General features: G+C 37.8%; 14 protein-coding genes. 10 read left to right on the top strand and 4 right to left on the bottom strand.

Annotated features, from left to right (window positions below; all coding sequences use genetic code 11):
- The first annotated feature begins 3 nt into the window (after nucleotides 1-3).
- From A2J09_RS11890 to A2J09_RS11875, 4 genes are all read left to right on the top strand, one after another.
- Nucleotides 4-1035 carry an N-acetylglucosamine kinase gene (locus A2J09_RS11890; protein WP_227256820.1) on the top strand — a complete coding sequence of 344 codons (1032 nt, stop codon included), beginning with the start codon at nucleotides 4-6 and terminating at the stop codon, nucleotides 1033-1035.
- 137 nt (nucleotides 1036-1172) lie between these two features.
- Complete coding sequence (locus A2J09_RS11885; RefSeq protein WP_031419256.1) at nucleotides 1173-1934, top strand: tRNA threonylcarbamoyladenosine dehydratase; 762 nt, start codon at nucleotides 1173-1175, stop codon at nucleotides 1932-1934.
- A 127-nt stretch (nucleotides 1935-2061) separates the two neighbouring features.
- Nucleotides 2062-2448, top strand: a complete 387-nt coding sequence (locus tag A2J09_RS11880) for a hypothetical protein (RefSeq protein WP_031419255.1) — start codon at nucleotides 2062-2064, stop codon at nucleotides 2446-2448.
- A gap of 212 nt (nucleotides 2449-2660) precedes the next feature.
- The gene (locus tag A2J09_RS11875) at nucleotides 2661-3179 is read left to right on the top strand and encodes a hypothetical protein (protein ID WP_012295406.1); all 519 of its coding nucleotides are present in this window, start codon (nucleotides 2661-2663) and stop codon (nucleotides 3177-3179) included.
- A 202-nt stretch (nucleotides 3180-3381) separates the two neighbouring features.
- Here A2J09_RS11875 and A2J09_RS11870 read toward each other — a convergent pair whose 3' ends face one another.
- Nucleotides 3382-4671 (bottom strand): replication-associated recombination protein A, encoded by a 1290-nt coding sequence (locus A2J09_RS11870; protein WP_031419254.1) that lies wholly within the window; start codon nucleotides 4669-4671, stop codon nucleotides 3382-3384.
- A gap of 205 nt (nucleotides 4672-4876) precedes the next feature.
- Between A2J09_RS11870 and cymR the strand changes: the two genes are divergently transcribed.
- The 5 genes from cymR to A2J09_RS11845 all read left to right on the top strand — a co-directional run bounded on the left by cymR (nucleotide 4877) and on the right by A2J09_RS11845 (nucleotide 10162).
- Nucleotides 4877-5296, top strand: coding sequence for a cysteine metabolism transcriptional regulator CymR (cymR, locus tag A2J09_RS11865; RefSeq protein WP_008181126.1), 420 nt, complete (start codon nucleotides 4877-4879; stop codon nucleotides 5294-5296).
- 147 nt (nucleotides 5297-5443) lie between these two features.
- Nucleotides 5444-6592 (top strand): cysteine desulfurase family protein, encoded by a 1149-nt coding sequence (locus tag A2J09_RS11860; RefSeq protein ID WP_036162225.1) that lies wholly within the window; start codon nucleotides 5444-5446, stop codon nucleotides 6590-6592.
- Between the two features lie 75 nt (nucleotides 6593-6667).
- A complete protein-coding gene (mnmA, locus tag A2J09_RS11855) occupies nucleotides 6668-7792 on the top strand; it encodes a tRNA 2-thiouridine(34) synthase MnmA (protein ID WP_012295404.1) in 1125 nt (374 codons plus the stop codon).
- Nucleotides 7793-7866: 74 nt separating this feature from the next.
- On the top strand, nucleotides 7867-8526 hold the full coding sequence (locus A2J09_RS11850; RefSeq protein WP_012295403.1) for a tetratricopeptide repeat protein: 660 nt from the start codon (nucleotides 7867-7869) through the stop codon (nucleotides 8524-8526).
- A 193-nt stretch (nucleotides 8527-8719) separates the two neighbouring features.
- The gene (locus A2J09_RS11845) at nucleotides 8720-10162 is read left to right on the top strand and encodes an MDR family MFS transporter (RefSeq protein WP_031419250.1); all 1443 of its coding nucleotides are present in this window, start codon (nucleotides 8720-8722) and stop codon (nucleotides 10160-10162) included.
- A gap of 96 nt (nucleotides 10163-10258) precedes the next feature.
- Here A2J09_RS11845 and A2J09_RS11840 read toward each other — a convergent pair whose 3' ends face one another.
- The 3 genes from A2J09_RS11840 to hisA all read right to left on the bottom strand — a co-directional run bounded on the left by A2J09_RS11840 (nucleotide 10259) and on the right by hisA (nucleotide 12314).
- Nucleotides 10259-10996 (bottom strand): GTP pyrophosphokinase, encoded by a 738-nt coding sequence (locus A2J09_RS11840; protein WP_012295401.1) that lies wholly within the window; start codon nucleotides 10994-10996, stop codon nucleotides 10259-10261.
- A 267-nt stretch (nucleotides 10997-11263) separates the two neighbouring features.
- Nucleotides 11264-11551 (bottom strand): hypothetical protein, encoded by a 288-nt coding sequence (locus A2J09_RS11835; protein WP_012295400.1) that lies wholly within the window; start codon nucleotides 11549-11551, stop codon nucleotides 11264-11266.
- A complete protein-coding gene (gene hisA / locus A2J09_RS11830; RefSeq protein WP_012295399.1) occupies nucleotides 11535-12314 on the bottom strand; it encodes a phosphoribosylformimino-5-aminoimidazole carboxamide ribotide isomerase in 780 nt (259 codons plus the stop codon). The genes A2J09_RS11835 and hisA overlap by 17 nt, the downstream gene beginning before the upstream one ends.
- Before the next feature lie 189 nt (nucleotides 12315-12503).
- Here hisA and A2J09_RS11825 point away from each other — a divergent pair, with 189 nt between their 5' ends.
- Nucleotides 12504-14936, top strand: a complete 2433-nt coding sequence (locus A2J09_RS11825) for an SF1B family DNA helicase RecD2 (RefSeq protein ID WP_036162221.1) — start codon at nucleotides 12504-12506, stop codon at nucleotides 14934-14936.
- Nucleotides 14937-15026 lie beyond the last annotated feature (90 nt).

Raw genomic sequence — 15026 nt, 5'->3', positions numbered from 1 at the left:
GGATTGAGCTATCAATCTCTTTTTCTTTATGCGAAAGGAAATGGTGATATGTATGTTTTAGCCATTGATGGTGGAGGCACCAAAACGACAGCGATTATTTGTGATGAAAAAGGTCAATGCTTTGCCCAAATAGACACAACTCGCAGTAACCCCACAGCTATGGACCAACCATATTTCGAGGCAACCATTCATTCAATCATGCAAAGTTTACAGCAACAAAATCCTCAAATAGTAGCAGAGGTGACGAGCTGCTTTGCGGGTATGGCGGGTGTCATGGAGCTTCAAGCTGAGAGCATGGTGGAATCTATATTACGGCAATATGTGTGTGACTCCGCGACCATTAAGGTAGACAATGATGCGTTAATCGCTCTTTATGCGGGTACACTGGGAAAGGCAGGAATTGTTCAAATCGCGGGGACAGGCGCTATCACAATGGGATATGATAAGCAGCAGCATTATCACCGAGTAGGCGGTTGGGGATATCTGTTTGATGATGAAGGAAGTGGCTATGATTTAGGTGTCCAATTACTAAAGGCTGTTCTACAAAGCTATGATGGCAGGGCTCCTCGTACTATATTGACAGAAGCTGTAATGAAGCATTTCTCAGTAGATGATGTACCACAATTAATTGCCTGTGTTTATGGAGAGGAGCATCCGCGCACAGTCATCGCGCCATTGAGTGCCTATATTGTTGCAGCGGCTGATGATGGTGATCTAGTAGCCAAGAGAATCATTGAGGAAGCCTGTCAAAACTATTTTAAGGCAATTAAAGCATGCTATTTACGGATGGCGTGGGGGCAAGAAGAAGTGCCTGTCGTCCTATGTGGAGGCGTATTTACGAATGAAAATTACTTTGTTCCAAGGCTTCAAGCAATGGCAATGGAGCAGACATTACCGTTCCGCTTTAAGACCCCTGCATTACCCCCAATAGGAGGAGCTGTCATTGCCGCCCTTCAACAAATAAATGTCCAGTATAGTAATTCTTTTATAGAGACCTTTCAAAAAAATATGTATAATGAAGTACAGAGCAATTGAATCGATTCAATTGCTCTATTTTTTTCTTTCTAATTTTCACTTGATGTATAACATGATAAAATGTAATATAGGTTTTGATTTTATCTTAGTATATAACTAGGTTTACTAATAAAATTTCATAGATGGAGAGTGTCAGGATGTTACATCAATTTTCACGTAACGAGCTCGCTATAGGAACAGAGGGTCTCGAAAAATTAAAAAATACAACGGTTGCTATTCTTGGTGTAGGTGGCGTTGGATCATTTGCTGCTGAAGCATGTGCACGAAGTGGTATCGGCCGAATTATATTAGTCGATAAGGATAATGTAGATATTACCAATGTGAATAGACAATTAGTAGCGTATCTATCTACAGTTGGACAATCTAAATCAGCTATTATGAAAGAGCGCATTGCAGATATTAATCCCGAATGTGAAGTCATTGATATGCATATGTTTTATACGGAAGAAACGTATGAAAAATTTTTCGCACAAGGCATTGATTATGTAATCGATGCAAGTGATACAGTCATGTATAAAATTCATATTATGAAAGAATGCTTAAAGCGTAATATTCCTATTATTTCTAGTATGGGTGCTGCGAATAAGATGGACCCTACTCGCTTCCAAATTGCAGATATTTCAAAAACACATACAGACCCACTAGCAAAAATTATACGCACAAAGTTACGTAAAGAAGGAATCCATAAGGGTGTGACAGTTGTATTTTCGGATGAAAGTCCGATTGTCGTACGTCCAGATGTGGTTGAACATGTAGGGAAGCCGGATGCTGCAATTCGTAAAGCGAAGATGCCACCTTCTTCCAATGCCTTCGTGCCATCAGTTGCAGGTTTAATTGCAGCAAGTTGGGTTGTTAATACGATCTTAAAAGATGTGAAAATCACACGCGTACAAGGTTAATACCCTATAAGATTTCAAAAAACAGCATAATGAATCATTTTCGTAGAAGTAGCCGCCTTTATTATTTTTAAAGGGGCTACTTTTTCTATGTTACAATAAGATCGTTATAAAAAGGAGGCATATACAGATGGAAAAAATTTATCAAATGGAGTATAGAGGTTTAAATCTATTCGATGAAATAAGCACTGTCGAGTTGGCTATAGATGAAGAGAAGCAAACGATACATATTTATGATATCGGACAGGTTGTAAGCCCCATTTTTAATTTTGATGTATCTGCCTATGAATTGTCAGATGGATTTTATAAAATGGCCGATATTTTACGGCATAAGAAAATATTAACGAATGAACAAGCAGGTAGTGACCTAACATTGAGTGAATGGTTAATTAAAAACAATGCTTATTTTTATATCCCGAATAAACGTATTAAAAAATATGTCCAGGGAAGTATTGTGGAAATTGTTGATCGAACAATGGAACAAGCGCTATTTGATGAATATGTACAAAGGGTATAATTTTACCAAAATAGTTCTTCTTATGTGCATAAAATGCTATTAATTCACGAAATTGTCTTATTTTTTTCATGTCCCCACTACTCTAATTGGTTTATTGCTATAATTTGAATAATTCCAATAGATAATCGATCAGTTTGTTTGGGATGCTTTGAGCTAATCAAAAATAGCCATGAAGTGCGAAATCAACAAATGACAAATGGGAGAGTGGGAAAATGGAAATTCAAATTATTCGAGATCATTTAGATATTGTCAAGCTTCAAGAGAAAATGAATGCCATTGTATTTGATTACTTAGACACATCTGATAATTATCCGAAAGCGATGCGAGAATTGAATCCTTTATATACACAAGTGACAACTTTTTATAAGGAATATATCGATAATCGGTCAGGGGAAATCCCTAGTGCAAATACGTATTGGCATTTGTTTATCGACTGTAGTGCCAAGCTATGCTATTTTTTAGCTGCTTCAACGTTCTATTCATCTAATGCTTTACAAAAGACGCCTAATAAAGTGGAGAAGTTATTACATATTGCGGCCTCTTCTTTGCCTAGCATCGATCAAGAGGAAAATGAGCAATTATTGACAGATATTTTTACCCTCATGGCTGAAGTAGTAGAGGATAAAGAAAAAGTGACTACTTTGCGTAATGAAGTGCTCGTACAAAAGGGTGATGTAAAGAAATGTCTACAACAGTTTAAATTATTTGTTGATCATGAATTGAATATCTAGACAATTAAAGAAAGTCTATTTTCTGAAAATAGACTATAGATAAGAATCTACGTGAACTTTTGTAATTATTTCTAGTTTTCAACAACGGTACGTGTTGAAAAATGGATGTATTTGCCCATTCAAGTTTCGTGGGTTCTTTTTTTTGTATTTAAAAAAGCAAAGTCGCTTCTAAAGATAGAAGGAAGGACTTTGCTCTGGAAAACTATTTTTTATTTTGATGAAAAGATTTAAGCTTTTCGTAGATACTAGCCATGCGTTTTTCCTCACCTGCAACAACAGGTTTATAAAACTCGGTGCCAACAAGCTCATCGGGTAAGTATTGTTGGTCTACCCAGCCACCGAATGTTCCGATGGGTGTGTTATGAGGATACTGATACCCAACATGACCTAAATCTTTTGCCCCTGCATAATGAGCATCACGCAAATGATGAGGGATACCCCCCGTTTTGCCATCATGAATCGCCTTTATCGCTTCATCGATTGCCAGAATAGCTGAATTAGATTTTGATGCTAAACACATCTCAATAACGGCACTTGCAAGTGGGATACGTGCCTCTGGTAATCCAAGACGTTCTGCTGCCTGAACTGCGGCTAGCATATGAGGACCTACCTCAGGATTAGCAAGGCCAATATCTTCATACGCCATGACAAGCAATCGTCTGCTGACAGCCACTAAATCACCAGTTTCTAATAAATGTGCTAAATAATATAGTGCAGCATTGGTATCACTGCCACGGACAGACTTCTGCAAGGCAGAAAGTAGATTATAAAAATGGGAGCCCTTTTTATCACCATAAACACCAATTCGGCTAATCAGGTGATCAATAATATGATCGGCTGCAATCGTTTGCCCTTCCACTTCATCACTTGCATAATAAATAGATTCTAGCAAAGTCAATGCCTTTCGTGCATCTCCATTAGCTGCTTCTGCAATACGCTCAATTTGTGAATCTGTTAAGATAAAATGATATTTACCTAAGCCCCGCTTTTCATCTGCAAGTGCTTTTTCTACAAGCTCCATTAGATTTTCCTTGGTTAATCGTTTTAGTTGATATATCTCACCACAGCGAGAACGAATAGCTGGATTGACATCGTGGTAAGGATTTTCTGTTGTTGCACCGATTAACACAATCGAGCCGTTTTCAACATGCGGTAGCAAAGTGTCTTGTTGTAATTTATTGAAGCGATGAATTTCATCTAAAAAAAGTAGAACTTTCCCTGAGATTCTAGCTTCCTGGACAATATCTTCCACATCTTTTTTACCAGCTCGTGTCGCGTTAAGTGCGAAGAAAGGGAGCTGAGAGCTTCCAGCAATTGCATTTGCAATCGAGGTTTTGCCTATGCCAGGTTCTCCGTAAAGCAACATGGAAGGGACATGTTCATTTTGAATCATTTTATATAGAGCTGTGTTTGGACCAATAAAGTCCTGATGACCTACAATTTCATCAAGTGTTAAAGGGCGCATTCGAAAAGCAAGTGGTTCATTGTGCAATATAAATCCCCCTTTCAGTCGGTGTCATTTTACATTCATCCATTTATTTGCACTAAAATACAGTGCGGATAGTGGATCACTGAATAATGTTGAATCGCATTATTTAGTATATCATATCCTTCTAGGTGTATTTCCGAGTTCATCAAGAGGAGATTATGATATACTGTTGGTAGTAATTTTGACTAGACTAATTGAGGGTGATAAAATGAAAATTTCAACAAAGGGCCGTTATGGGCTTACGATTATGATTGAATTAGCAAAGCATTACGGAGAGGGTCCTATTCCTTTACGTAAAATTGCTGCCGAAAAGGAGCTTTCAGAGGCGTATTTAGAGCAATTAGTGTCACCGCTTCGTAATTCAGGCTTAGTAAAAAGTGTACGTGGCGCTTATGGTGGTTATATGCTAGCAAATCCACCGAGCGAAATTTCTGCAGCCCATGTTATTAGTGTACTAGAGGGGCCAATTCAACCAGTAGAGGGCATTGAAAACGAGGAAGCACCACAACGAGAGTTATGGTTGCGCATTCGTGACGCAGTAAAAAATGTGTTAGATACAACAACAATTGAAGATTTAGCACAATACACAGAAGAAAATGTAGCGGAAGGCTATATGTTCTATATTTAAAATGTTTAAGCTAAAGCGCTGCTTCCCATACGTATCATAGTTGAGTTGAAACATAAATGGTGAAACTGTTTGTGCACACGGAATGTTTTTCATAAACTTATGATAAATGAGGGTTCCAGCGTTTTTTATTAAAAAGGAGTTTTCAACATGAATTCATATATCTATCTCGATCATGCGGCCACATCACCGATGAATGGCCAAGTTATAGAAGCGATGACGACTGCCATGCAACAGGTATTTGGCAACGCATCCAGTATCCATCGGGCAGGTCGAGAAGCGCGCAAATTTCTTGATGATGCTCGCGACATATTAGCCAAATCTATCGGTGCTCAGGCGGGAGAAATAATCTTTACAAGTGGTGGTACTGAAGCGGATAATACGGCAATTCTGGGCACTGTCTATGCACGAGCTAAAGAGGGAAAGCACATCATTACAACACAAGTAGAGCATCATGCAGTGTTACATACATGTGAAAAACTTGAACGAGACGGCTTTGATGTGACTTATTTACCTGTGGATAAGACAGGACGTGTAGCTGTTGAGGACGTCCAAAAAGCACTTCGTGATGATACGATTTTAGTAACAATTATGTATGGGAATAATGAAGTCGGTACGATTCAGCCTATTGCTGAAATTGGTGAGCTATTGCAAGGGCATCAAGCTACTTTCCATACAGATGCAGTTCAGGCATATGGTTTAGAACAAATTGATGTGGGTCAATTAAAGGTAGATTTATTGAGTGTATCAGCTCATAAAATTAATGGGCCTAAAGGAATTGGGTTCCTTTTCCAAAAGGCTGGAACACCTTTAGCTAATTATGCCTTAGGTGGTGCACAAGAGAAAAAACGTCGTGCAGGAACTGAAAATATACCAGCAATTATTGGCTTTGCGACAGCTGTGCAAGTTGCAAATCAGTTGCGTGAAGAAAAGCGTTCACTATACAATCACTTTAAGCAAATTATGCTTGATGTATTTTCACAGGAAAATTTAGCGTTCCATATTAATGGTGATGAAGAGCAGTCATTGCCACATGTTTTAAATATTAGCTTTGAGGGCATGGAAGTAGAATCATTTTTAGTAAATCTTGATATGGCAGGAATCTGTGTATCTAGTGGTTCTGCATGTACCGCTGGGTCGATTGATCCATCACATGTGTTAGTAGCCATGTTTGGACAAGGTACAGAGGAATTACGAAACTCTATACGATTTAGCTTTGGTCAGGATTTAACAGAAAAAGATATACGTGACGCAGCTGAAAAAACAGCACAAATAGTGAAAAGACTAGCAAAAAGATAATTTGTGAAGAACATGTTAGGTTTCTACAATTGATGAAGCATTAACTGTAAATAGATAAAAGAAAAGGTGACCACAATGAAAGAAACACGTGACCCCTCTCAAATTCGCGTTGTTGTCGGCATGTCTGGTGGGGTAGATTCGTCGGTGGCTGCGTACTTGTTAAAACAACAAGGTTACGAAGTAATCGGGATCTTTATGAAAAACTGGGATGATACTGACGAAAATGGTGTTTGTACAGCAACAGAAGATTATGATGATGTCATAAAAGTATGTAATCAAATCGGCATTCCCTATTATGCTGTAAATTTTGAGAAACAGTACTGGGATAAAGTTTTCACATATTTTTTAGAAGAATATAAAGCAGGACGTACACCAAATCCAGATGTCATGTGCAACAAAGAAATTAAATTTAAAGCATTTTTAGAGCATGCGATGAGCCTGGGCGCTGATTATTTAGCGACAGGTCACTATGCACGTATCGATCGTAGTGGTGACGGAGAAGTAAAAATGTTACGTGGTGTGGATAATAATAAAGATCAAACATACTTTTTAAATCAACTATCACAGGAGCAATTGGCCCATGTAATGTTCCCAATTGGCGATATTGAGAAAAAAGAAGTGCGTAAAATTGCTGAAGAAGCAGGATTGGCAACAGCGAAGAAAAAAGATTCAACGGGGATTTGTTTCATAGGAGAACGTAATTTTAAAGAATTTTTAAGTCAATTTTTACCAGCCCAACCTGGTAATATGGAGACGATGGATGGCGTTGTCATGGGAAAACATGACGGTTTAATGTATTATACACTTGGGCAACGACATGGTCTTGGTATTGGTGGAGACGGTGAACCTTGGTTTGTGTTAGGGAAAGATTTAGAGCGTAATGTTCTTCTTGTTGGACAGGGTTTTGACAATGAGCATCTATATTCTACTTCATTATCTGCTGTAAAAATGAACTATACTTCGACAAAAAAATTGCCTGGGAAATTTTCTTGTACAGCGAAATTCCGCTATCGTCAAACTGATACACCAGTAGAAGTTGAACTATTAGCAGATGGCCGTACTCATATTACATTTGCAGAGCCTGTTCGTGCTATCACTCCAGGACAAGCGGTGGTTCTTTATGATGGAGAAGAATGTATTGGCGGCGGAACAATTGATGAAGTCTTTAAAAGTAATGAAAAACTAACATATGTTGGATAACTTGCGCTAAGACTGCTTTTATTGCCATGTGGCTTCATGTAAGCAGTCTTTCGCTACATAGAGGTGGACAAATAATGAATTATAATGAACAGGGCATTCAAGCGTTTCAAGATAAACGTTATGAAGAGGCTGCACAACTATTTACAAAGGCGATAGAAGCGGAACCTGAAAATGCTATTGGTTATGTAAACTTTGGCAATTTATTAGCAGTCTTAGAGGATACAGAACGTGCAGAGCGTTTTTTCCAAAAGGCTATTACCGTGGATGAGACAGCGGCTACAGCTTATTATGGCTTAGCAAACCTCTATTATAATGCAGAACGCTATGCAGAGGCTGTAAAACTTTATGAACAAGCACTTAAGCATCATATTGAAGGCGCAGATGTGTATTATATGATGGGGAAATGCTTTGAGCGTATGGAAAATTCAAAATTAGCATTGCCTTATTTACAAAGAGCCGTGGAAATTGCTCCCGAAGACACACAGATTCGTTTAGCCTATGCAATCGTGCTATGCGCACTAGAAATGTTTGAGCAAGGGAAGAAGGAACTGGATCTTTTAATTGAACAGGACTGGAATAATGCAGATGCTCACTATAATTTAGGGGTATTGTATGCAGTGTCTACAGAGCAAACAGAAGATGCCATGTATCATTTAAAACAGGCCTTTACCTTACAGCCGGAATACGATCAAGCACGTTATATTTATGATATGATTGCTCAGCGATTTAACTAATAGATAAAAGCAGCAAGTGTGATTGGATGAACTTGCTGCTTTTTTATGTAGTTTATAGTGGGGTGTTGATAGAAAGAATGTGGATCAAATTCTTATGATTACTCAATATTTTTTGTAAAATGTATCCCATCCTCTTTTATTTTAAGGTTAAATTTGTTAGTGTATGTCATGCAGGAAAGGAATGGATGACACGATGAATAAAGTATTTATAGCACTATTACTTGTAACAGCGCTTGCGGCAATTGAAGGGACGATTGTTAGTACAGCTATTCCAAGTATAACGGCAGATTTATTAGGCGTAGACTTAATAAGCTGGATTTATTCCGCTTACTTATTAGCATCTGCTATCGCTGCGATTATTTTTGGTAAGCTAGCTGATTTATTTGGGCGCAAACGGATGATTATTACGGGAATCATTATATTTTTAATGGGTTCCATGTTATGTGGGTTAGCACAATCAATGGAACAATTAATTGTCTTTCGTGCAATCCAAGGGATAGGTGCAGGCTCAATTTTACCAATTACATTAACAATGGTTGGTGAGCTATTTACGACTGAAAAGGCACGTGCTAAAGGACAAAGCTATTTAAGCATGGTATGGGGCGTATCAGGCGTGGTTGGTCCACTATTTGGAGGTTTTATTGTTGACCAAGTATCATGGCACTTTATATTTTTCATTAATGTACCATTTGGGTTAGCTTCTATTTATCTAATTGTTAAACACTATAAAGAACAGCTAGAGGCAGTGAAGCGGAAAATTGATTATTTAGGTGCTGGCCTATTTACGATCGGAATGGTTTCGTTATTATATGTAATTATCGAAAATAGTAAAACACAAGCGTGGTTATCGAATCAATCGCTCATCATGTATGCTGTTGCAGCTATATTTTTAGGCGTGTTTGTATGGGTGGAGCTACGTGCAGAGGAGCCGATTATTCCGTTAACATTGTTTAAAAATGGTCGCCTTATGGTGATTAATTCACTAACGTTAAGTACTATGTCGATCGTTATTGGTGTGACAGTCTATATTCCGATATATGCGCAAAGTGTTCTTGGTAAAAATGCCACACAAGCTGGTCTTCTTCTAACACCCATGTCTATTTTTTGGACGATGAATTCTATTGCAGCAGGCTATTTAATCGGACGTTTAACAAATAAACGAATTATCCAAATGGGGACGATTTTATTAGTTATAGGAACCATTATGCTTGCTAGATTATCTTCAGGCTCTAGTGATATAAGTGTATATCTTGGCTCTTCATTAATCGGGCTTGGTATGGGCTTTATCATGCCGATGTTAATGATTTCTATTCAAAAGGTCGCTCATCCTAAGCAACTGGGTATTTCAATTGGCCTCAATTCCTTCACCAATACATTTAGTCAAGCGGTTGGTGCAGCCCTATTTGGGATGATCTTTAACCTTGCGACAAATGAGAAAATGGCCTCATTAGGTAAAGGGGAAATTCAGCTAAATGGTGAATTTGCAAAAGGTGGCTTTAGTTTAGAAGAAATAAGCTTTTTAAAGGGAACCATTGCTAATGGTGTAAGCTATGTATATATAACAACCTTAGTTTTTGCCATTTGTGCTCTTATTTTATCTTTCTTTATTGTGACGAAATTAAAAGACAAGGCTTAAAAATGAACGAAAATCCACTTCACTTTCAGGCAGACACGTTTGTAGTCTATGCTAGAAGATAGGTGGATTTTTTTGTTCAATAAAATCTGAATGTGTTTAATTATTATTAATATTATTAAGGTTGGGAAGTTGCGCAAAATATTTAGCTAGCTGCGATATAGGCGTACTATCTAATAAAGTGGGCTCGGCCTCATTTTCCTTTAATATATTGATCTCCTTATTTAACCGCTCCATTTTTCGATCTAGCTCTGCAGCTTGTAGTGCGGCTTCTTTTAATTCAATACGAATATGCTCTGGTACTTCTTTATTATATTTATAATAAATTTTATGTTCCAAACTGGCCCAGAAGTCCATCGCAATGGTCCTGATTTGTATTTCTGTATATACCTTCTCCATATGGTCTGACATGAAAATAGGGATTTTTATAATAAGGTGTAAGCTTTGATAGCCATTGTCTTTAGGACTAGCAATATAATCCTTCACCTCTACAACCTCAATGTCGTGCTGTGCCTGCAACATGGCACTGACTTTATAAATATCTTCGACAAATGAACAAGTAATACGAGCACCTGCAATATCACGAATGTTTTCGCGTACGTCTTCCATCGTTGGAGGAAGTTCCTTTTTTAACATCTTTGTTAAAATACTTTTCGGTGATTTTACTCGTGTGGAGATATGTTCGATGGGATTATATTCATGAATAAGCTTAAATTCTTCTTGCAAAATATTAATTTTCGTTTCCACTTCCTGTAAAGCAAATTTATAGGCTAAAAAGAAGCGTGTTAACTCAGTTTGAAATGATTTTAAAGAGCTTACTTCGAGTTCGGTTTTCATATTTTAATAATCCTTTCCTCTATGATGTGTCCACTTTTTTATGTTCTACTTCTTATTCTATGTAGAATTGTCATTCATCTCAATAAAATAGCAGCCAATTATTGGTGAGGTTTAAATGTTAGATAGTTTTTCATAAGGATAAAACATTTCTACCTCATATATAACTTACATAAGAGGTAAAAGGTTTCAAAAAGGCTAAAATGAATTGATAAAGGTGAAGGAAAGGTGAGGTGTTACAAACAAAGGGGAGAAAACTCTCCCTTTGTGTTAACTAATAATTTCAGCATTTAAGTTATACCGTTTATTAAACTCATCCACAAATATTTGTAGATCAATATATGTCCCTATATAAGGCTCTGTTTCTTGATCGCGTAGGAGACCACAAGTTGCCTTTAATGATTTTGAAAACTCAAGCAGCATTTGTTCATTATCTAGTTGAACATGGATAGCAAGAGAATGATCCTTTTTATTTACTTTGAAATATTTGCCATCAATGATACGTTCTAAATTTGTTTCTTGAAATGGAAAAATATAATCTTTATAAATGAGATTCACATGATCCCGCCCTTTTACAATATTTCACTACATCTGTATAGGGTAGCTCTCCTCCAAAAAGAGAGAGGGCACTCCCAATTGTGATATGAAGCTTTCCATTGGCTAATTGGTTAAATTTTTCTAAGTCTTTTATTGAACGAATGCCACCTGCATAAGTGGTTGGAATCGAGGTCCAGGCAGCAAGATCTCGTACTAATCTTTCCTGCATCCCCCCTTTTTTTCCTTCCACATCGACTGCGTGAATTAACAGTTCATCACAATAATTCTCGATAGCTTGAATAGTTTCAGCATTGACTTCGAAGTGACTAAATCTTGTCCATTTATCAGTTACGACATACCACTTACCATCTCGCATTTTGCAGCTGAGATCAATGACAAGATGCTCTTTACCGATTAATTTGTTTAAATGTTGTAAACGTTCTAAATCCAGCCTTCCATCATGGAAGATATAGGAAGTGACAATCACGTGTGAGGCACCAGCATCAATATATTTTTGGGCATTTGCAGCAGTAATGCCACCACCAACTTGTAACCCTTGTGGAAATGCAGCTAAAGCAGCTAGAGCAGCATCTTCATTTCCCTGACCAAGCATGATGACGTGTCCACCTGTTAAGTGATCCTGTGCAAACATTTGTGCATAGTAGCTAGAATCATAACTAGAAATAAAATTCTCAACGACTGTTTGATTGGTATAACCTAAAGTACTTCCAACAATTTGTTTTACTTTGCCTTCATGTAAATCGATGCAGGGTCTAAATTCCAAGAACTTCACGATCCTTCCGTGCCATTAATTCTTATTTATCATAGCATGGAAATATGGATAAAAGCAGAGAATTATCATTTGTCGAAATAATGTAAAAATAATGAATGGGAAATATTTTTATCAACGATATTTTGAGATGTCTATGGTAAAATAAAAAGATTGAAAACAATTAGAAAGGGCGGACCGAACATGACAGATCATCTCGATTTATTTGAACTCAATAAATTTTTTATTCTCGGACGTCCGATCGTCTCTATTTTTCATAACACCCAAAATATGTATTCCATTATTCGAGTGAAAATTCAAGAGACAAACTTACAATATGAAGATAAAGAAATTATTGTTGTTGGCTATTTTCCACCGTTACAAATGGATGAGCAATACCGCTTTACAGGTATATTAAAACAGCATCCTAAATATGGTGCACAATTTCAAATCGAGACATTTACAAAAGAGGTACCCGCTACTGAACAAGGAATTATTCATTATTTATCCAGTGACCTATTTGTGGGAATTGGGAGAAAAACAGCTGAAACCATTGTTGAAAAACTGGGTGCTAATGCATTACGCCTTATTTTAGAAGATCCGAGTGCACTGGATGTTGTTCCACGTTTATCATCTGAAAAAAAAGAAGTGATTCATCGGACGATTGAGCAAAACCTTGGTTTAGAACGGGTAATGATACAGTTGAATGAATGGGGCTTTGGTCCACAGCTGGGAATGAAGATCTATCAAACCTATCGAACGGAGGCTGTTGAATTACTAACAGAAAATCCATATCGCTTGATAGAAGATGTGGAAGGTGTTGGGTTCTTTCGAGCAGATGAGCTTGGTGCAAAGCTAGGGATTACCGGTAAACATCCTGATCGTGTCAAAGCAGCGATTTTACATATTTTAAATACGGCTGCATTATCTGACGGGCATGTATATTTAGACGCGGAGCATGTACTACCACTTGTAAAGGAAATGCTTGAACAAAGTCAACGTCAGGAAATTCCGTTTGAAGACATCTCAAAAGCATGTATTGAGCTACGGGAAGATGGAAAAGTTTGCGGAGAAGAAACAAGGTTATATTTGCCTTCACTTTATTTTTCTGAGGTAGGAATTGCCTCCAAAATATTGACGCTTGTTGAACGAAATAGCAAGACTGAACATTTTAGCAAAGATGAGATTCGTAAAGCGATTGGTGAAACTGAGGAACTACTCCAGGTGACATATGCTGAAACACAAGCAAATGCTATTGAACAGGCTTTAAATTCAGCTGTAATGATTTTAACAGGTGGACCTGGTACGGGTAAAACGACTGTTGTACGTGGGGTTGTTGAAGTGTATGCGAAGCTTCATGGTTTATCATTGAATCCAAAAGAATATGCTCAAAAAGAGGAGCCTTTTCCCATTATCCTTTGTGCACCCACTGGGCGAGCTGCCAAGCGCTTAGCTGAATCGACTGAACTACCAGCTATGACCATTCATCGTTTACTCGGCTTTACAGGTCAAGAAAAAGAAGAAGAGACTGAACGGGAGGTAACAGGTAAGCTTATTATTGTAGATGAAATGTCCATGGTGGATACTTGGCTTGCTCATCAGTTATTAAAAGCTTTACATGAGGATGTACAGGTTGTCTTTGTAGGGGACCAGGACCAATTACCGCCTGTAGGACCAGGACAGGTATTAAAGGATTTATTAGCATCCAAGCAACTCCCAACGGTGGAATTGACAGATGTTTACCGACAAGCAGAGGGTTCTACCATTATTGAATTAGCCCATCAAATAAAAAAAGGAACCATCCCGCAAGATTTAACATCGAAAACTACTGATCGCTCGTTTATTAAATCTTCCGTCGATCAGGTTGGAAATGTTGTGACACAGGTAGTAAAAAGTGCCGTTGCTAAAGGGCAAGAAATTCGTAATATTCAGGTGTTAGCACCGATGTATAAAGGTCCCGCTGGCATTGATAATTTAAATAAGATGATTCAAGAGCTTATTAATCCTAATGATACAGGGACACGAAAGGAACTTGTCTTTGGGGACGTAACGTATCGGATAAAGGATAAAGTTCTGCAGCTAGTCAATCAGCCTGAAAGTAATGTTTTTAATGGGGATATGGGAGAGGTCATTAGTATTATTAAGGCAAAGGAGACAGTAGAAAAACAAGATTTACTAATTGTATCCTTTGATGGCATTGAAGTGACCTATCAACGCAGTGACCTCAATCAATTGACACTTGCTTATTGCTGCTCCATTCATAAATCTCAAGGTTCAGAGTTTCAAACCGTCATTATGCCTGTTGTCAAAGGGTATTCGAAAATGCTGCGGCGGAATCTTTTATACACAGGTATTACAAGAGCGAAAAACTTTTTAATTTTATGTGGGGAACCAGACGTTCTAGCAGATGGCTTGCAGCGGACAGATGATTTACAGCGTTTTACTTCGTTGCGTGCTCGATTAAATCCAATGGATGTCGACGAAGTAATGGTTGAGGTTGAGGCAGTTCCAGTAAAACAAGAGGCTGTGCAAGAAATAGCTATCGAGGACCATAAATTAACAGTTGAAACAGCTCCTTATATTCATCCAATGATTGGGATGGATGATGTCTCCCCCTATGATTTTTTGGAGATGTAAAGATTGTACCCGATTAGATTCTCGCTAATCGGGTTTTTCTACTGTGCTGTCGTCACCTAATATTTGGACATTTCATATACTACATAAGTA

This window comes from Lysinibacillus sphaericus, assembly GCF_001629735.1.
GTDB classification, from domain to species: domain Bacteria; phylum Bacillota; class Bacilli; order Bacillales_A; family Planococcaceae; genus Lysinibacillus; species Lysinibacillus pinottii.
Note: the sequence above shows the minus strand (reverse complement) of the source record. Positions and strands in the feature narration are given on the sequence as shown.